Annotated in this window: 18 protein-coding genes; 11 read left to right on the top strand and 7 right to left on the bottom strand. The window is 69.1% G+C overall.

The genetic code is table 11. The features are described 5' to 3' along the window. Positions 1-12 precede the first annotated feature (12 nt). From AC4D2R_RS01320 to AC4D2R_RS01350, 7 genes are read left to right on the top strand one after another with little or no spacing between them, the layout of a single operon-like run. Positions 13-1,137, top strand: a complete 1,125-nt coding sequence (locus tag AC4D2R_RS01320; RefSeq protein ID WP_490936718.1) for a PP2C family protein-serine/threonine phosphatase — start codon at positions 13-15, stop codon at positions 1,135-1,137. Then, the gene (locus AC4D2R_RS01325) at positions 1,134-3,086 is read left to right on the top strand and encodes a glycosyltransferase (RefSeq protein ID WP_490936720.1); all 1,953 of its coding nucleotides are present in this window, start codon (positions 1,134-1,136) and stop codon (positions 3,084-3,086) included. Before AC4D2R_RS01320 ends, AC4D2R_RS01325 begins: the two co-directional genes overlap by 4 nt. Further along, positions 3,070-3,402, top strand: coding sequence for an STAS domain-containing protein (locus AC4D2R_RS01330; protein WP_490901105.1), 333 nt, complete (start codon positions 3,070-3,072; stop codon positions 3,400-3,402). The genes AC4D2R_RS01325 and AC4D2R_RS01330 overlap by 17 nt, the downstream gene beginning before the upstream one ends. Continuing rightward, positions 3,395-3,823 (top strand): ATP-binding protein, encoded by a 429-nt coding sequence (locus tag AC4D2R_RS01335; protein WP_490936723.1) that lies wholly within the window; start codon positions 3,395-3,397, stop codon positions 3,821-3,823. Before AC4D2R_RS01330 ends, AC4D2R_RS01335 begins: the two co-directional genes overlap by 8 nt. 36 nt (positions 3,824-3,859) lie before the next feature. After that, the gene (locus AC4D2R_RS01340) at positions 3,860-4,507 is read left to right on the top strand and encodes a trimeric intracellular cation channel family protein (RefSeq protein ID WP_490936725.1); all 648 of its coding nucleotides are present in this window, start codon (positions 3,860-3,862) and stop codon (positions 4,505-4,507) included. Between the two features lie 59 nt (positions 4,508-4,566). Then, the gene (locus AC4D2R_RS01345; protein WP_490901100.1) at positions 4,567-4,992 is read left to right on the top strand and encodes a hypothetical protein; all 426 of its coding nucleotides are present in this window, start codon (positions 4,567-4,569) and stop codon (positions 4,990-4,992) included. 4 nt (positions 4,993-4,996) lie between these two features. Continuing rightward, complete coding sequence (locus AC4D2R_RS01350; RefSeq protein WP_490901098.1) at positions 4,997-5,467, top strand: HIT family protein; 471 nt, start codon at positions 4,997-4,999, stop codon at positions 5,465-5,467. Positions 5,468-5,576: 109 nt separating this feature from the next. Here AC4D2R_RS01350 and AC4D2R_RS01355 read toward each other — a convergent pair whose 3' ends face one another. The 4 genes from AC4D2R_RS01355 to AC4D2R_RS01370 form a co-directional block, all read right to left on the bottom strand. Further along, entirely contained in the window at positions 5,577-6,398 is an 822-nt protein-coding gene (locus AC4D2R_RS01355; RefSeq protein WP_490936727.1) for a DUF559 domain-containing protein, read from the bottom strand. A gap of 218 nt (positions 6,399-6,616) precedes the next feature. Then, positions 6,617-7,666, bottom strand: coding sequence for a polyprenyl synthetase family protein (locus AC4D2R_RS01360; RefSeq protein WP_490937350.1), 1,050 nt, complete (start codon positions 7,664-7,666; stop codon positions 6,617-6,619). Between the two features lie 69 nt (positions 7,667-7,735). Continuing rightward, positions 7,736-9,052 carry a geranylgeranyl reductase family protein gene (locus tag AC4D2R_RS01365; protein WP_490936729.1) on the bottom strand — a complete coding sequence of 439 codons (1,317 nt, stop codon included), beginning with the start codon at positions 9,050-9,052 and terminating at the stop codon, positions 7,736-7,738. Next, positions 9,053-9,826: a demethylmenaquinone methyltransferase gene (locus AC4D2R_RS01370; RefSeq protein WP_490936731.1), complete on the bottom strand. Its 774-nt coding sequence runs from the start codon at positions 9,824-9,826 to the stop codon at positions 9,053-9,055. It abuts the gene before it with no gap. 112 nt (positions 9,827-9,938) lie between these two features. On the opposite strand from AC4D2R_RS01370, the gene AC4D2R_RS01375 reads away from it, so the two are divergent. The 4 genes from AC4D2R_RS01375 (at position 9,939) to AC4D2R_RS01390 (ending at position 13,864) form a co-directional block, all read left to right on the top strand. Further along, a complete protein-coding gene (locus tag AC4D2R_RS01375) occupies positions 9,939-11,279 on the top strand; it encodes an isochorismate synthase (protein ID WP_490936733.1) in 1,341 nt (446 codons plus the stop codon). A gap of 146 nt (positions 11,280-11,425) precedes the next feature. Further along, entirely contained in the window at positions 11,426-12,223 is a 798-nt protein-coding gene (locus AC4D2R_RS01380; protein WP_490901091.1) for a transporter substrate-binding domain-containing protein, read from the top strand. A 79-nt stretch (positions 12,224-12,302) separates the two neighbouring features. Beyond that, complete coding sequence (locus tag AC4D2R_RS01385) at positions 12,303-13,088, top strand: amino acid ABC transporter permease (protein ID WP_490936736.1); 786 nt, start codon at positions 12,303-12,305, stop codon at positions 13,086-13,088. A gap of 5 nt (positions 13,089-13,093) precedes the next feature. Beyond that, positions 13,094-13,864 carry an amino acid ABC transporter ATP-binding protein gene (locus AC4D2R_RS01390; RefSeq protein WP_490936738.1) on the top strand — a complete coding sequence of 257 codons (771 nt, stop codon included), beginning with the start codon at positions 13,094-13,096 and terminating at the stop codon, positions 13,862-13,864. Here the strand turns inward: AC4D2R_RS01390 and menD are convergent. The 3 genes from menD to AC4D2R_RS01405 form a co-directional block, all read right to left on the bottom strand. Next, entirely contained in the window at positions 13,861-15,606 is a 1,746-nt protein-coding gene (gene menD, locus AC4D2R_RS01395; protein ID WP_490936740.1) for a 2-succinyl-5-enolpyruvyl-6-hydroxy-3-cyclohexene-1-carboxylic-acid synthase, read from the bottom strand. The genes AC4D2R_RS01390 and menD overlap by 4 nt on opposite strands. Positions 15,607-15,681: 75 nt before the next feature. Continuing rightward, positions 15,682-16,674, bottom strand: a complete 993-nt coding sequence (locus AC4D2R_RS01400) for a 3-hydroxyacyl-CoA dehydrogenase (protein ID WP_490936742.1) — start codon at positions 16,672-16,674, stop codon at positions 15,682-15,684. Then, on the bottom strand, positions 16,671-17,954 hold the full coding sequence (locus tag AC4D2R_RS01405) for an iron-containing alcohol dehydrogenase (protein ID WP_490936744.1): 1,284 nt from the start codon (positions 17,952-17,954) through the stop codon (positions 16,671-16,673). The genes AC4D2R_RS01400 and AC4D2R_RS01405 overlap by 4 nt, the downstream gene beginning before the upstream one ends. Positions 17,955-17,956: the final 2 nt, after the last annotated feature.

Here is a 17,956-nt window from a genome sequence, read left to right on the forward strand (position 1 = left end):
TTAATGGATCCTATGACTTACCCCTCCGGTACGCGCCGCGCCCTCGTTGTTGAAGACGACGCCGACATCCGGAGCCTGCTCGCGCAGATCCTCGCATCCCAAGGCTTCGAGGTCACCGAGGCCGGGACGGCGAAGGAGGGACTCGCTGCGGCACGGGAGGGTGCCGACCTGATCACCCTGGACCTGAACCTGCCCGACGGCGACGGCATCGACATCTGCCGCCAGATCCGCACCTTCTCCGACGCGTACATCCTCATGATCACCGCGCGGACCGACGAGATCCAGCGGCTCACCGGGCTCGAGACCGGCGCCGACGACTACATCAGCAAGCCCTTCAGCCCCCGCGAGCTCGTGGCCCGCATCAATTCCATCTTCCGCAGGCAGAACCGGCAGAGCGCCGTCGACGAGGCGAACGCCGACGAGCGCCGGCGGGCCGCGGAGGTCCAGCAGAGCCTGCTCCCCCGGGACGCGCTGCAGTTCGAGGATTACGCCCTCGCCGGACAGTTCCGCCCCTCGCGCAGCGTCGGCGGCGACTTCTACGACTGGTACCGCACCGCCGAGGGCCTCCACCTCACGGTCGCCGACGCCATGGGCAAGGGCATGGGCGCAGCCCTCATCGCCGCCACGGTGCGCGCCGTCATGCGCTCCGTCGCCGGCCAGACCAACATCGACACAGCGTTCAACAGCGCCGCCCGCTCAACGGAGCCGGACCTCGACAAGGCCGGATCCTTCGTCACCCTCTTCCACGGCCGGCTCAATGCCGCGACGGGCGTCGTCGAATACGTCGACGCCGGGCACGGCCTCGCCCTCCACATCACCGTCGACGGCCGCTGCGACCGGCTCGCCTCGGGCGGCCCGCCGGTCGGCGCGTGGCCCGGGCAGGTCTGGCGGTCGGGACAGGTGCAGCTTGCCCCCGGCGACGTCCTCGCCGTCATCAGCGACGGACTGCTCGACCTCTATGAGACGATCGAGGACTTCATCGCCGCCGTGCGGGTGGTCATCGCCCAGGCGCCGACCGCCGCCGAGGCCTGCAGCGCCCTGCTCCAGCTCGCCGACGTGCCCGAGGTGGCCGACGACGTCACCGCAGTGATCCTGCACCGCAGCCGGAGCCGCCCGCACGAAACCCCGAGCCCGTGAACCGCTTCCTGCTGCGCCTGCTGGTTGTCCTGACCGTCCTCACCGGCGTCAACTACATTGCGTGGCGCTGGTTCGCCTCGCTCAACTGGGACGCCTGGTGGATTGCCGTCCCGCTCGTCATCGCCGAGACGTACAGCCTCATCGATCTGACCCTCTTTGGCATGACGGTCTGGCGGGTCCGGCACCGGTCCGCGCCGCCGGCGCGCCCCGATGCAACGGTTGACGTCTTCATCACCACCTACGACGAGCCCGCGGAGATGGTCCTGCGCACCGCCCTCGCCGCGCAGGCGATCGAACACCCGCACAGCACCTGGATCCTTGACGACGGGTCCCGTCCCGAGATCCGCCGCCTCGCCGAGGAGCACGGGATCGGCTACCTCACCCGCGGCGCCGACTGGGAGGACCGCCCGCGCCACGCCAAGGCGGGCAACCTCAACAACGCGCTGATGGAGACGCAGGGAGAGTTCGTCCTCATCCTCGACGCCGACCAGGTGCCGGCCCCCACTATCCTCGGGCGCACGCTGGGGTACTTCGACAATCGGCGCGTGGCCCTCGTCCAGACGCCGCAGCACTTCGACAACGTTGCCGACAACGATCCGCTGGGCAGCCAGGCGCCGCTCTTCTACGGGCCGATCCAGCAGGGCAAGGACGGCTGGGACGCCGCGTTCTTCTGCGGATCGAACGCCGTCCTGCGGCGCGAGGCGCTCATGCAGCTGGGCCTGACCGGGTACGTCACCGAAGTGGACCGGAGCGTGCGCAAGGCGCTCAAGGCCTCCCGCCGGGCCCTGCGGTCCGCCCGCCGCTCCCCCGAAGCCGCCGACCCGCTTGTCGCCGGACTGCTGGACCAGGTGGAGGCGGCAACCGGCCGTGCCCGTGCCGAACTTGCCGAAGGAGCCTCGCTCAGCGAGGTGACCTACAGGGTGCGCCGGTCCGTTGACGAGGCAGTGCAAACCCTGGTCAGCTCGGACCTTTCCGCCCTTGAGTCCGACCTCGCCGAGCTCGCGGCGATGGGGCACGGAACCGACGCCTCGGTTGAGCTCGCGGTCGACCTGGACCGCGCCGTCGAGCGCATGTCCCACCGCGACCTCTCCCCGCTCGCGGCCCTGGGATCGGTGCAGGCCGTCCTCGATGCGATCACCATCGAACGCTCCTCCGAGGCCCAGCCGATCATGCCGATGTCAACCATCTCCGTGACGGAGGACATGGCGACCTCGCTGGGGCTCCACGCGATGGGTTGGCAAAGCGTCTACCACCATGAGGTGCTGGCGCGCGGGCTCGCCCCCGAAGACCTCGGGACGATGCTCACGCAACGCCTCCGGTGGGCCCAGGGAACCATCCAGGTCCTGCTGCGGGAAAACCCCCTGACGCTGAAGGGCCTGAAGCTCGGCCAGCGCCTGATGTACTTCACCACCATGTGGACGTACCTCTCCGGGTTCGCCGCCGTCGTCTACTTCGCCGCCCCGATTCTCTACCTCACGCTCGGCATCCTTCCGGTGACCAGCCTCAGTGACGACTTCTTCTCCCGCTTCATTCCATTCATGATCGCCAACCAGATCCTCTTCGCCGTTGCGGGACGGGGGCTGAGCACCTGGCGCGGCCAGCAGTACAGCCTGGCGCTGTTCCCCGTCTGGATACGGGCGTGCACGACCGCCGCCCGCAACGTGTGGTTCGGGCACCCGCTGGCGTTCGCCGTCACCCCCAAGTCCCGCCAGAGCGGCGGTCCGCGCTGGAGCCTGATCCGCCCCCAGCTGACCGTCATCGTGCTGCTTGTTGCCGCACTGCTTGTAGGAGTGACACGGCTGGCACTCGGACTCAACGAACCGATCGGGACGCTCGTCAACGTGGGCTGGGTCGCCTTCGACCTCGTCGTGCTGAGCGTGGTGCTCAAGGCAGTAAAGTACAAGGGGTTTGTCCCGGAAAAGAGGAGTGCAGATGCAGTTCAGCACTGAGCAGAAAGCAACGTACACGGTCGTCTCAGGCACCGGGAGGCTGAACATGGTCGCTGCACCGCAACTGCGCGACGTCATCGGGGATGTCGTCTCCGCCGGCAACAAGCGCATCGTGGTGGACCTCGATGCAACGGAGTTCATCGATTCCTCCGGGCTCGGCGCCCTCATCGGCTGCCTCAAACTGGCACGGCAGGCCGGAGGGGACCTGCGGATCGCCCGTGTTCGGCCGCAGGTGAAGATGGTCCTCGAACTGACCAGCATGCACCGGGTCCTGACTCCCCATGCCACAACCGAAGATGCCTTCGCCAATGACTGAGGTGCTGGCGCAGCGCAAGCTGCTGGCGCCCGCCGAACCCGAGGCGGTCGACAAGCTCCACGACGAGCTGGCCCTGCTGTGGGACGACGCGGCGTTCGTGCCCGAGCTTGACCAGATGGCGTTCGCCACCGCCGTCGTCGAGGCCGCCACCAACGTGGTCCAGCACGGCATCGCTGCCAAAGGCCGGCGCCTGATGCTCGGCGTCGACCTCAGCATCATGCCCTCCCTCCTGCACGCGAAGATCTCCGAGATCGGCGCCCAGGTGCTCCCGGACCTCACCGTGCCGGAGATGCCGGGCGAGGACCTCGAGTCCGGCCGCGGGCTGGCGCTCATCGAGGCCCTTGTGACAACGGTGACCGTCGAGCGCCGCGGCGACACGAACACCTGGATCCTCTCAAGGGAATCGGCACCCTTCGCCTAAGCGCCGCCCGTCCGCGGGCTTCCGTCGAAAGAGCAAATGACCACCGCCTCGAACATCGCCCTGATCCTTGATCTGGCCGGAGTGTTCTTCTTCGCAGTCTCCGGATCGCTCCTTGCCGCCCGGAGGAAGTTCGACGTCGTCGGTTCGCTGCTGCTGGCTTCCCTGGCGGGGCTCGGCGGGGGCGTGGTGCGCGACGTCATCATCGGTACGCCGCCGGCTGCGTTTTCCAATCCCGTCTACCTGATTCCCCCGCTGCTGGCCATGGTCCTCGTGTACTTCACCGTCTCCGGGGTGGAGCGGGTCAAGCGCGTCCTTGTGATCTTCGACGCCGCAGGGCTTGCTCTGTTCTGCGTCACGGGAACGCTCAAGGCGCTCGACTTCGGGCTGAATCCCGTCGCGGCGGTCCTGCTCGGCGTCACCACCGGCGTCGGCGGCGGGCTGCTGCGCGACGTCGTCGCCAACGAGACTCCGCAGCTCTTCGACCCGCGCGACGTCTACGCCCTGCCGGCGATGCTCGGCGCCGTCGTCGTGACCCTGCTCGTGGCGGCCGGATGGTTCAACCTGCTCACCGGCACCGCGGCCGCCGCCCTCGTGTTCCTGCTGCGCATCCTCGCATGGACCAACGGCTGGTCGGTGCCGCTCGCCGCCCGGACGTGGTCCCGGTCCCCGCGGAACGGGCGGTAAAGCCTGCGGTCCGTGAGGGATAGGATGGAAGCTTCCCCCCAACACCACCTGGAGTTCCTGTGACCGAACTGTTCCTGGACAAATTCCGCGCCCTGGTTCCCGCCTACTTTGACGACCAGTGGAAAGCGGAGGACGGCTTCTCGCCGGCCGAACTGGAGGAGCTTCTCGACGGCAAGGACTTCGAGCTGCCCCTGGCGCTGCGCGAGTTCTACCTCGCCGTCGGAGCGACCGAAGACATCATGGAGGCGTTCCACTTCTTCTGGGACCCCGACGAGCTTGAGGTCGAGGACGGCTACCTGCTCTTCCTCGAGGACGAGGAGGAGCAGTACACGTGGGGCATGCGCGTGGACCAGCTCTCCGTCCCCGACCCGATCATCTGGCGCCGCAACAACGCCCGCGGCGAATGGCAGAGCGAGGAGGGGACGTTCAGCGAGTACGTCCTTGACCTGTTCGAGTGGGTGTTCGAAGACACCGAGGAGGACTAGGCACGTGTCCGAGTTTGTTCACCACGCGCCGCAGGACTACCGCTGCCCGTTCTGCGACCTGGCCAAGGGCGACTTCAGCAACCCGAAGAACCTGTGCCGCCCGGGCGATGTCATCTACTCGGATGAGCTGGCGATCGCGTTCATTGCCTCCCACGGCTTCGCCCCCAACCCCGGGCATGTGCTGATCACCCCGCGCGAGCACTTCGAGCTGCTCTACGAGCTCCCCGACGACGTCGCCGCCCGGATCATGGTCCTCACCCGCGACCTTGCCGTGGCGATCAAGCGGGCATGGGAGCCCGACGGCGTCTCCACCCGGCAGCACAACGAGCCCGCCGGCAGCCAGCACGTGTGGCACTACCACCAGCACGTCCTGCCGCGCTGGCACGACGACGGCTTCTACTTCGCGCCGACCCGCCCGATCGTCGACCCGGCGATCCGCGCCCGCAAGGCCGACGAGCTGCGGGCGTTCCTCTAGCCCTGCGCTGCGCCGATTCCTGCGGGTTTGGGTCCGCCGGAGGCGTGTCCCCGGCCGCCACGCCGGTCGGGCGGCGGATTTCCCGCCAAAGGTGCCGGATCCGGTGCACCTACCGCACGGCCCGGCCGCGGAGCACCGCGAAAATGTCGGCCAGCACGAGCTCCTGGTGGAACATGATGTCCTCGTAGCAGAACCGCAGCACCGCGTAGCCGTTGATGATGGTCCGGTTGTTGCGGTGGCGGTCCCGCCGCAGGGCCCGCCGGTCGGAGTGGAACGCCGCCCCGTCGATCTCGACGACGAGGAAGCCTTCGACCAGGAAGTCCACCCGGCCCACTTCCGGAACCGCTGCCTGTGGTTCGATGTCCAGGCCGGCGCCCAGGAACAGCAGGCGGGCAACGACCTCGATGGCGGAGTCGGCCGAGGTCCCGGCGAAGTCGAGGGCGGCACGTGCCCGCCCGTTGCGGTTGCCCGGGAGCCGGTCCGCGAGGAAGGACTTCACCGTTTCACCGCGGCGAAGCGCGCATTCAACCATTGCGACCGACTCAACCGCCGGCCGGCACTGCAGGGCATGGACCAGGACGTCGGCAAGTCCCACGACGGGCAGGATCGGGTGCACCGGAACCGTCCTGCCGCGGTGGTTGACACACCCGCCCGCACCCGAGGTGCAGCTCAGGTGAAGGGCGCCGGGGCGCCGGAGCTGCCACAGGCCGTAGTACCGGGCCGCCGAAACGCAGGTCAGCCGGCCGCCGGCCAGCACCGCTGCCGTGAGGTCGGGGTCCGCACCCGGCAGGGCCAGCACACCGGATCGCAGCCTCACCACCGCGCCCCCGCGCACTGCCCGGGCAAGTTCCCGGGCGCTGACGCCGCGGTTGCGCACCTGCCCGGTGCGGCCGACCGACCCGAGGGACTTCACCACCTGTTCCACGCTCATCCGGGCAGTTCAGCCGACGTGCGGGGCTTCCGGGCCGACGTCGGGCCCTATGTGGGCAACCGGGCAGCTCCCACCGGTGCTTCCCGCGTACCGTTTTCCCCGGGTTTCAGCCGTGGAGGGGCGTGGCGCGGGCCGACACGCCGCCCGGTCGGGAGCACCGGCGGCAAATGCGCAGGAACTGAAACCGGGCGGCGCTGAAGAAGGCGAATGCGGGCCGGTCAGACGTCCCGGGTGACGACGGCGTGGGCGAAACTGGCAAGCGCCTGCTTCACCACGCTGTCGGGCAGCGGGTCAAGGGCGGCGACGGCGTCGTCGGCCCAGCGCTGCGCGACGGCCCACGCTTCCTGGGTCTGCGGGTGCGAACGCACCGCCTCGACGGCTTCGGCCAGCGCCTCGTCCGAGGTCAGGTCGCCGTCAACCAGGGCGAGGACCTCGGCGGCGGAGGCGTCCCCGGCCGAGGCGGCACGCCGGAGCAGCAGGATCGGGAGGGTCGGGACGCCCTCGCGGAGATCGGTGCCCGGTGACTTGCCGGACTTCACCTTCAGGCCGGTCACATCGATCACGTCGTCGGCAAGCTGGAAGGCCACGCCGACCTTCTCACCGTACTGAACCATGATGTCGATGACCTCCCGGGAGGTGCCGGCGAACAGTGCGCCGAGCTGTCCCGACGCCGCAACGAGGGAACCGGTCTTGTCGGCGATGACGGAGAGGTAGTGCTCGAGCGGGTCCTGGTTCTCCCGCGGACCCACCGTCTCGTGCAGCTGCCCGAGGCACAGCCGCTCGAACGTGCGCGCCTGGATGCCGAGGGCTTCCCCACCCAGTTCGGAGACGAGGATCGAGGCGCGGGCGAAGATGAGGTCACCGGTGAGGATGGCCACCGAGTTGCCCCACACCTCGTGGGCGGTCGGGGCGCCGCGGCGGTAGGGCGCGGAGTCCATCACGTCGTCGTGGTAGAGGGTGGCGAGGTGGGTCAGTTCGACGACGACGGCGGCCTGCACCACCTCGGGCCGGCTCGGGTCCCCGAGGTGGGAGGCGAGGAGGGTCAGCAGGGGCCGGATCCGCTTGCCGCCGGCCTCGACCAGGTGCCGGCTTGCGGCGTCGGCAAGGGAATCGGCGTTGGTGATCGCCGCGCGCAGCTGCGTTTCGACCTCGCTCAGGCAGGACGAGACGGCGGGGCCTAGCGTCGGGTCCTCGGCGATCAGCGCGAACCCGGCGGGCAGGTGCAGTGAGGCGAAACCGTCCTCCGGTTGCCCGGCGGCGGAGAGCACGCTGTCCCCGCGGACGCTGTTGTCAACGCTGGCCAGGCCTGAGTCGAAGGAGGAAGTCACTGTATAAGCCTAACCAAGTGGGGCGGTGGGACGCGCGTGGGTGTCTAGCCTCGGGGGAGGCTGGTTGGACGTGGGTGGAGCAAGCGATTCAAGGAGGTGGATGACGCGGGCTTCGAAACCGCGGCCTCCGGCATCGGTGAGGTTGGCGAGCATCCGCACCACGAAGCGCATCAGCACCGGCACCGGCATCCCGGTGCGCAGGGCCAGGCGGAGGATTTCCGGCTTGCCGATGAGCTTCGCAAAGACCCGGCCGAGGGTGAAGTGGCTCCCCCACTGCCCGCGGATGTACGGGGCGTATCCGGAGAGGATCTGCTCCCGGCCAAGGGCCGAGGTGACCGACTGGGAGCGTTCGATGAACTCGGCGGCGTAACGCGCCGACTCCATGGCGTAGGAAATGCCTTCGCCGTTGAAGGGTGAAACCATTCCCCCGGCATCGCCAAGCAGCAGGAGCCCGGGGCTGTAGTGCGGGGTGCGGTTGAAGCCCATGGGAAGGGCCGCGCCGCGGATCTCGCCGACCTGATGCTCCGGGGTGAAGCCCCATTCGGCAGGCATGCCGGCGGTCCAGTCGCGAAGCACCTGCTTGTAGTCGAGCTTGCCGAACTCCGCGGAGGAGTTGAGGATGCCCAGGCCCACGTTGGAGGTGCCGTCGCCCACGCCGAAGACCCAGCCGTAGCCGGGAAGGGGCCGGCCGCTCGCGTCGGGGAGCTCAAGCCAGCCCTCCATCCAGTCGTCCTCGTGCCGGGGGCTGGTGAAGTAGGTGCGTACGGCAACGCCCAGCGGGCGGTCGTCGCGCTTGGGGATGCCCAGGCTGACCGCGGTCCGCGTGGAGTTGCCGTCGGCGGCGAGGACGACGTCGGCGCTGAAGGTGCGGCTCTCGCCGGTCTTGCGTCCGCCCTCGTCGAGAATGTTCGCCGCGACGCCGGTCACCCGTCCGGTCTCGTCCCGGATGGCCGAGGTAACGGCGTGTCCTTCGAGGATCCGGGCGCCGGCCTGCCGGGCGTGGACTGCAAGGGCTTCATCGAAACCGAGGCGGGTGCGCACCAGCCCGTAGTCGGGGAAGTCGCTGAGCTCCGGCCAGGGCACCTCGACGGTGCGTCCGCCGGCCTTCAGCCGCAGCCCCTTGTTGCGCCGCCAGCCGTCGTCGGCCTCGTGCGGGAGGCCCAACAGCTGAATCTCCCGGACGGCGCGCGGGGTGAGCCCGTCGCCGCAGACCTTCTCGCGGGGAAAGTGGGTTTTCTCCAGGACGGTGACCTCGATGCCGGCACGCGCGAGGTAGTAGGCGGCGGTGGACCCTGCGGGCCCGGCCCCGATGATGAGGACCGACACTTAGTGCACTGCCCGGGTGCTGCGGCGGCGGAGGCGGGCCCGCGCCGGCTCAGGCGCTGCCGGTGTCCCGCCGGGCATCCCGCCCGGCTTGGTGGCCCGGTGGACGGCAACGATGCCGCCGTTGAGGTTCCGGTAGGCCACGTCGTCCCAGCCGCTTTCGGAGATCCACGCCGCGAGGGCGTCCTGGTTGGGCCAGGCGCGGATCGATTCGGCGAGGTAGACGTAGGCATCGGGGTTCGAGGCGACCTTGCTGGCGATGGCCGGCAGGGCGCGCATCAGGTATTCGGTGTAGAGGTTCCGCCACAGCGGCACAACGGGCTGGGAGAACTCGGCGATGACGAGCCTGCCGCCGGGCTTGGTCACGCGCAGCATCTCCTGCAGGGCCTTGCGCGGCTCGTTGACGTTGCGCAGGCCGAAGGAGATGGTGCTCGCATCAAAAGAGTTGTCGGCGAACGGAAGGTTCGTCGCGTCCCCCGCCACGAAGTCGATGTCGGGCCGCCGCCGCTTGCCAACCGTCAGCATGCCAAGTGAGAAATCACACGCCACGACGTCGATGCCGATGTCGGCGTACGGCTCGCTCGAGGTGCCGGTTCCGGCTGCCAGGTCAAGGACGCGCTGGCCGGGTTCGGCGCCCACCGCCTGCACCACGATCTTGCGCCAGCGGTGCGTCTGCCCCAAGGACAGGACATCGTTGACGACGTCGTATTTGGGCGCGACGTCATCGAACATGGCAGCTACTTCTTCGGGGCGCTTCTCCAGTGATGCTCGGTTCACCTCCCTATTGTCTCAAACAAATATGTGGGACCGGACCGCACCTTCGCCGGGAGGCCGCCGGTGCGGGGGCGGGGAAAGTGGGCTGGACCAGCGGAGTACGCTTGATGTCATCATGAGCACTCCGTCCCCCGCCGCGTTCGCGCCCGCACCCGGGCAGTCAAGCGGCCTCAGAAGCATCACCATCCCGCGGAGCGGCATCGAACCCGAGACCGGCCTTCTCGACTACGTGGTGCGCGACAACATCCACACCTGGATCCGCCGGGGCGGCGGCCTGGTCGCGTTCGGCGAGGTGGCGCGGTTCACCTCGTCCGGGCCGGAACGGTTCGCCGAAGCGCAGCGGTGGTGGCTCGACGAGCTCGCCGCAGCCGAGGTGCAGAACGACGTCACGGGCCCCGGAACCGGCCTCGTTGCCTTTGGCTCCTTCGCATTCTCGAAAACCTCGAAGCACGCCTCGCGCCTGATCGTCCCTGAGGTGGTGGTCGGATGCCGGGACGGCCAGAGCTGGCTCACCTACGTTACGGACGACCCCGACGCCGAGCTCAGCGCCGCCGCCGCCGAGGCGGCACTGGCGGCCTACCTCGAGGACGTCGCCCCGGCCCGCACCCCGCACCCCGATGACCGACTTGTGCCCGGCGTGGTCAGTGAGGACCAGTATCTTGACTCCGTGGGCCGTGGGGTCAAGCACATCCGCGCCGGAGAACTGAGCAAGCTGGTGCTGGCCCGCGACGTCGTGGCGGAGCTCGGCTCCCCCGTCGCGACGGCGCAGGTGCTGCGGGAACTGGCCGTGCGGTACGAGGACTGCTGGACCTACTCGGTGGACGGCCTCATCGGTTCCACCCCGGAGATGCTCATCAAGGTGGAGAACGCGACGGCGCAGGCACGGGTCCTCGCCGGCACCCTCGACCGTGCCAGCGCGCCTGCCGGGGACCGGGAGTATCCCCAGCGGGTGCTCGCCGGCTCCGCGAAGCAGCTCCACGAGCATTCGATCGCCATCGACTCCCTCACCGAGCAGCTCGAGCCGTTCACCAGTTCGATGACCTCGCACAGCGAACCGTTCGTGCTCGAACTCCCCAATGTGTGGCACCTGGCCTCCGATGTCAGGGCCCAGCTGTCATCCGACGGCGACGGGCGGGTCCCGACCTCGTTGGCCCTGGCGGAGGCACTCCACCCGACGGCCGCGGTGTGCGGCACCCCCACCACGGTGGCCGGGGCCCTGATCCGCGAGCTTGAACACCTCGAACGCGGGCCGTATGCCGGCCCGGTCGGCTGGATCGACGCGGCCGGCAACGGTGAATGGGGCATTGCGCTGCGCGGCGCCGTGGTGGAGAGCAGCACGCGGGTGCGCCTGTACGCGGGGTGCGGCATCGTCGACGGCTCCCAACCGGAGGCGGAGCTCGCCGAAACCTGGAGCAAGTTCCGCCCAATGATCGAGGCCCTCGACCTGTCCCGCTGACGGGCCGACCGGCACGATCCGGTCACAAGCCCTCCTAAAATGCTTGGTTACCAATATGCATCTCCTGTAGCCTGTGATGCACATCTCTAATCCAGTTAGAATCTACGAAGACCTTTTCCGTATTCCGTCCACAGCAGAGGTACTCCATGTTCACCACTAAAACTGCAATGCTGGCCGCCCTCGCGGCCGGATCGCTGGCCCTGAGCGCCTGCGGAGGAGGCGGTTCCGAGGAACCTGCCGCTTCGGGCGAAGCCGGCGGGCTGAACCTCGTTTCCGAAGGCAGCCTCACTGTCTGCTCGGACATCCCCTACCCCCCGTTCGAGTTCGAGGAAAACGGCGAGTACAAGGGGTTCGACATGGACCTCATGCGTGAAATCGCCACCGGCCTCGATCTCGAGCTGGCCGTACAGGACGTCGGCTTCGACGGCCTTCAGAGCGGGGCCGTCATCGCTGCCGGCCAGTGCGACGTCGCCGCCAGCGCCGTGACCATCACGCCGGACCGCGAGAAGAACCTCACGTTCTCCGATCCCTACTACGACTCCCTGCAGTCCCTGCTGGTTCCCGCCGATTCCGACATCAAGTCGATCGACGACCTCGCCGGGAAGTCCGTGGGCGTCCAGCAGGGCACCACCGGCGCCACCTACACCCGCGAGAACGTCCCCGCGGACACCAAGGTCGTCGACTTCCCATCCGACGCCGAGATGTACGCCGCCATCCAGGCCGGCAACGTCGACGCCCTGCTCCAGGACCTGCCGGTGAACCTCGGGCACACCGAGGACGGCAAGTTCACCATCGCCGAGGAGTACAAGACCGACGAGCAGTACGGCTTCGCCTTCGCCAAGGAGGGCAGCGAAGATCTGGTCGCCGCAGTGAACGAACAACTCGGCACCCTGCGCGAGAACGGCAAGTACCAGGAAATTTACGACACCTACTTCGCGGAGTAGAAAACACTGCCGGTGCCCCGGTGGCCGAACGCCACCGGGGCACCGACGCGCAACCTCCTGAAGGAAGGTATCCCCCAGCGTGAAACCCTCTACGCGCCGGCGCCTGTTCCAAGGCGTCCTCTACGCGGTCTTTGTGATCGTCGTCATCGTCGTCATCTCCCTCGCCGACTGGGACACGATCGGCACCTACTTCTTCAATCCCGAGGTCGCCGCCGCGGCCTTCCCCGACATCCTTGTCATCGCGGCGAAGAACACCATCCTCTATACGATCATCGCGTTTGTGGGCGGGCTGCTCCTCGGGCTGCTGCTGGCCCTTATGAAGCTGTCCTCGGTGCTGCCCTACCGCTGGCTGGCCACGGCCTACATCGAACTCTTCCGCGGACTGCCCGCCCTGCTCGTCATCTTCGGATTCGCCTTCGCCGTCCCCATCGCCTTCGGCTGGCGCCCGCCGGGCGGCAGCGCGGGAGCGGGCCTGCTGGCACTGATCGTCGTATCGGCCGCTTACATCGCCGAGACGATCCGGGCGGGCATCGAGGCGGTCCCCAAGGGGCAGGTGGAGGCGGCCCGCTCGCTGGGAATGAATCCGTCCTGGACAATGGTGTCCGTTGTGCTGCCCCAGGCGTTCCGGATCATCACCCCGCCGCTGACAAACGAACTGGTGATCCTCATCAAGGACACCTCCCTGCTGTTCATCGCCGGCATGGCACTGAACGAGAGGGAACTCACGGTTTTCGCCAGGGACGCCGTAACGAGCCAGGCCAACGCCACCCCGCTGGTGGTCGCCGCGCTCATGTACCTCGCGATCACCTTGCCGTTGACGCAGCTTGTCGCGAAGCTTGAACGACACAACAAGAGAGGCCGGTGATAGCAGTGACTAAATCTTCAGCGGCTGCTTCGGCACTGAGCACCACCGCACCGGCGATCGAAGTCCGGGCGCTGTGCAAGAGCTTTGGCAGTAACGAGGTCCTCAAGGGAATCGACTTCCACGTCGACCAGGGCGAGGTGGTGTGCGTTATCGGCCCCTCGGGGTCGGGCAAGTCAACGCTGCTGCGCTGCGTGAACCGCCTTGAGGAACCCACGACCGGAACCGTGATGGTCGAAGGCGTCGACATCACCGATCCGGAGACCGATCTGGACAAGATGCGCACCCGCATCGGCATGGTGTTCCAGCAGTTCAATCTCTTCCCCCACCTGAGCGTGCTGGGCAACCTGACGCTCGCCCAGAAGCGGGCCAAGGGCCGCGGCAAGGCGGAGGCGATCGAGGTGGCCCGGCGCAACCTGGCCAAGGTCGGTCTTGCGGAGAAGGAAAATGCCTTCCCCGCGCAGCTCTCCGGCGGCCAGCAGCAGCGCGTCGCAATCGCACGGGCGCTGTCGATGGACCCGGACATGATGCTCTTTGACGAGCCGACCAGCGCGCTGGACCCGGAGCTCGTCGGCGACGTCCTCGAGGTGATGAAGCAGCTCGCCCGGGAGGGAATGACGATGATGGTCGTCACCCACGAGATGGGTTTCGCCCGCGAGGTCGGCGACCGCGTTGTCTTCATGGACGGCGGCGTGGTTGTTGAACAGGGCAAGCCCGAGGACGTGCTGGGCAACCCGCAGCACAACCGGACCCGGGAGTTCCTCTCGAAGGTCCTCTAGCCCGCGGCGCGTCCGCCGCCGGTCACGGCGTCGGCAACGGCCTGGCGGATTCGGGCATGAAGCGGCCGGAGGGCCTGCCGGTCCGCCCGCACTTCAACGATGGAGCGGCCCCGAATGGGCCGCTCCATCGCTGTATCAAGGTCCGGAAGCGTCTCGACCCGTTCATGGCGCAGGCCGTACGCCGCCGCCAGGGCGGCGATGTCCACTGCCTGCGGCGTGCCGAACAGGCGCTCGACGGCTGCCCCGTACCGCGCCGTCGTCGATTCCGCGCCGTGTTCGAGCAGCCCGAAGATTCCGCCGCCCTGGTCGTTGAGCACAACGATCTGCAGGTCGGGTTCCGGTTCACCGGCGCCCGGCAGCAGGCCGCCGGCATCGTGAAGGAAGGTCAGGTCTCCCAGCAGCAGCCGCGTCGGCACGCCGCTGGCCAGGGCGATGCCGGTCGCCGTCGAGATGGTTCCGTCGATGCCCGCCAGGCCGCGGTTGGCGAAGACCTCAAGCGGATGCCAGCCGGTGGAGGCAGTGAGGTCGACGTCGCGGATCGGGTTCGAGGAGCCGAGGACCAGGTTCCCGTCGGTGTGCTCCCACACCGATTCGGCGAGACCGAGGCCGTTCAGGGAATCCTCGGCGGCAAGCAGGTTCGAGATTGCGGCGTCCGCCGCCTCCGCGGCGCTGCGCCATGAGGCAAGCCAGCCCTCGGCGCCCCGGCCCGCGAAGCGAAGGAGCTCGGGAAGGTTGTCGATGATGCGTTCGCGCCGCCGGCCGGGCTCGAACCAGGCCACCGGGCCCGGCAGGTAGAGCACCTGCTCGACGTCCGTCCTTGCAAGCAGTGCCGCGACGGGACGGGAAAGGGTCGGCCGGCCGAAGACGACGACCTTTTTGATGCCACCGCCCAGATGCTCAAGGAGCAGCCGGTAGGGTGCCAGCGCGCTGACCCCGAAACGGGCGTTGGAGGAGGGCTCGGCGAGCAGCGGAAGCCCCAGATGGGCCGCGAACACGGCGGCCAGGGCGCCAGCTCCGTGGCCGGCAACAACCACGGTCTTCGCATCGGCGGGAACGGGCGCTGCCCAGCCCGAGGGCTCGGCGGCCTCCGCGGGCAGGGCTCCGGGCCCGGGGGCGCCAGGGTCGCGCCAGTGCGGCCCTGCCGCCTCGGGATCGTGCGCGGGAAGCCCACCGGGCAGGGCCGGATCCGCGGCGGTGCCGCCCCCGGGCACGAGCGGGTCACGGAACGCGAGGTTGAGCTGGACCGGCCCGGCCGCGGTGCGCCGGCCGCCGCGGGCCTCCCGGAGCGCCCGGGCCACCGCCGGTCCCGGGTCGTGGCCGGCCGGCACGTCAAGGGCGCAGCGCACCTGGGAGCCATAGATGCCGGGCTGGTGTGTTGTCTGGTTCGCGCCGGTTCCCCGGAGTTCCTCGGGCCGGTCGGCGGAGAGGACCACCAGGGGCACGGCGGCGTGGTTTGCCTCCATGACCGCAGGCAGCAGTTCGCCCACGGCCGTGCCCGACGTCGTGAGCACCGCCGCCGGGCGCTGGGCGCCGAGGGCGAGGCCCAGCGCCGTGAAACCGGCGCTGCGCTCATCGATGCGCACGTGCAGCCGGACCGAGCCGGCCGCTTCGGCCTCGGCGAGCGCGTAGGCCATTGGCGCGCTGCGGGAGCCGGGGGCAACGACCACGTCGTGCACGCCGGCTTCGGCCAGGGCTGCCACTGCGCGGCGGGCGGAATCGATGGCTTCGAGGGAATCGCTCACCGCCCCATCTTTCCACGGGCCATCGTCCCGCTCCCACCGTTTGCCGCGGCGCCCTGCCCGCCCGGAGCCGCGCCGCTACCCGGGAAAACCGGCGCGCGGAATTGCGCTCCGCTGCGCGGCCGCCGCGTCCCAGCCGGGCTTCAGGCGCATCAACTGCTCGTCGCGCCAGAGGACGCGCTTGTCCCATTCCTCAAGGGGAAGGGCCGCCCTGCGCTCCGCAGCCACGGCGGAGACGAGGTCCGGTGTCCAGGGGTCGTGCTGTCCGCGTTCGGCGCCCATCCGCTCATAGGCGGGGCCCATCTTTTCCGCATGCGATGCGATCCCGCCCCTGGTGTTGAGGTCGACCGTCTCGAAGGGGCCCATGAAACTCCACCGGCGGCCCAGGCCGCTGCGCATCACTTCGTCGATGTCCTCGGCCGATGCGACCCCGTCGCGCACGAGAGCGTAGGCCTCCCGCAGGACGGCGCCCTGCAGCCGGTTGAAGAGGAATCCCTCGACTTCCCTGCGCAGCACAACCGGTTTCAGGCCCGCGTCGCGGTACAGGCCGGCGGCCCGGTCAATGACCTCGGGCGAGGTGGCAGGGGAAGGGACCAGTTCGATGACCGGCAGCAGGTACGGCGGGTTTCCCGGGTGGGCGACCAGCAGCCGGTCAGCGGCAGCCAGCCCTTCGGCCATGGCGCTGGGGACCAGGGCCGAGCTTGAGCTGGCAAGGACCGCTCCGGCGGGCGCGGCGTCGGCGACGGCCGCAAACAGGGACCGCTTCAGCTCGAGGCGCTCGGGGGCGCACTCCTGCACCAGCTCGGCCCCGTCGACGGCGTCGGCAAGGTCCTCGTGAAATGAGACACGGGCCGCCGTTGCCTCAACCGGGCCCGTCAGCAGGCCGTGCGCGGCGAGCTGCTCGAGGCGCGCGGACAGCTCCCGGGCCGCCGTCTCGAACGCTGCGGGGAACGCATCCCAGACACGCACGCGGAACCGGGCATCGGCGAAGAGCACCGCGAACGCCACCCCGATCGAGCCCGCACCGGCCACCGCGACGACGCGGGGCCGGGAACCGTCGGAGTGGCTCACACGACCCACCAGGAGCGGTCATTGGCGTAGCCGCGCTCCAGGATTGCAAGAACGAGTTCCCGGGTCAGCTCCCTCGGGTTGTTGGCCGTCAGCCGGGTGGCGAGCATCGCCTGGTCGGCGACGAACCCGAAGTCGTCCGGAGAGAGGCCGAGGGTTTTCAGGTCGAGCGGGGCGCCGAGGGCCGCGAGCAGTTCCTCGACCCGCAGGATCCCGGCGCGGGCCTGGTCCAGCTCCGGTGCGCCAGGGTCGGCGACGCCGAAAATGCGGCCGATCTCGGCGAACTCGGCCACCCGCTCCGGGAGGTTGAAGCGCATGACATAGGGCAGCAGCGCGCTGATCCCGAACCCGTGGGGCGTGTGGGTGAGGTTGCCGATGGCGCCCTGGATGGCATGCGCGCCGGCCGTGCCCGCCGTGTTGATGGCCATGCCCGCGTTGTACGCGGCAAGCATCGTGTCCGAGCGCGCCTCAAGGTCCGACGGGTCAGCGGCCACGGCCTCGAGCGAGGTGTTGAGCAGGTGCAGGCCGTGGCTGGCGAACATGTCCGCGAGCCGGTTCTTGCCAACATACAGTTTGGTGTCGATCTCCTCCGGGGTTGGCCGCTTGAGCCGTCCGGTGAAGGTTTCGATGAGGTGCGAGAGCGCGTCCGCTCCGGTTGCCGCCGTCAGCCCGGGCGGGCAGCTGAGGGTCAGTTCGGGGTCGATGACGGCGGTGTGGGGCTCAAGGAACGGGCTGGCCACCCCGACCTTCATCCCCTTCTCCCGGTCGAAGACCACCGAGATGCAGGTGACCTCGGCGCCGGTTCCCCCGGTTGTGGGAACGGTGATCACCGGCAGGCCCGGGCCGGGCACGAGGAATTCGCCGTAGTAGTCGCGCACATCACCGTCATTGGCCAGCACGACGGCCACGACCTTGGCGAGGTCCATGCAGGAGCCGCCGCCGATGCCGAGGATCGCGTCGACCTCCCGGCCGCCGAAGGCCTCGACGACGTCGACGATGTTCTCGCGCGGGAGATCCGGTTCGGCCTCCGAATAGATGGAGACCTCGGTGCCCTTGGCGCGGATCCCCTCGATGATCGCCAGGAATTCCGGGCTCTGCGCCATGCGGGAATCCGTGGTCACCAACAGGTGCTTCGCGATGCCGGCGACGATGAAGGGCAGCTGGTGGCGCTGGCCGGGGCCGAACAGCACGGTCTTGGGCTGGCGGAGCAGCCCGATGGTGGTCGCCGGGCCGCCCGGGCGGCCCGCCGTCTTTTCCGGCGAGGTGGTGGAGAGGGTGCTCATCG

The organism is Arthrobacter sp. TJ-217 (assembly GCF_058269255.1).

Excerpts from the sequence above, each read along its gene's own strand:
- AC4D2R_RS01320 (WP_490936718.1), top strand. The coding sequence starts at position 13 with ATGACTTACCCCTCCGGTACGCGCCGCGCCCTCGTTGTTGAAGACGAC.
- AC4D2R_RS01330 (WP_490901105.1), top strand. The coding sequence starts at position 3,070 with ATGCAGTTCAGCACTGAGCAGAAAGCAACGTACACGGTCGTCTCAGGC.
- AC4D2R_RS01335 (WP_490936723.1), top strand. The coding sequence starts at position 3,395 with ATGACTGAGGTGCTGGCGCAGCGCAAGCTGCTGGCGCCCGCCGAACCC.
- AC4D2R_RS01340 (WP_490936725.1), top strand. The coding sequence starts at position 3,860 with ATGACCACCGCCTCGAACATCGCCCTGATCCTTGATCTGGCCGGAGTG.
- AC4D2R_RS01355 (WP_490936727.1), bottom strand. The coding sequence starts at position 6,398 with ATGAGCGTGGAACAGGTGGTGAAGTCCCTCGGGTCGGTCGGCCGCACC.
- AC4D2R_RS01375 (WP_490936733.1), top strand. The coding sequence starts at position 9,939 with ATGAGCACTCCGTCCCCCGCCGCGTTCGCGCCCGCACCCGGGCAGTCA.
- AC4D2R_RS01380 (WP_490901091.1), top strand. The coding sequence starts at position 11,426 with ATGTTCACCACTAAAACTGCAATGCTGGCCGCCCTCGCGGCCGGATCG.
- AC4D2R_RS01405 (WP_490936744.1), bottom strand. The coding sequence starts at position 17,954 with ATGAGCACCCTCTCCACCACCTCGCCGGAAAAGACGGCGGGCCGCCCG.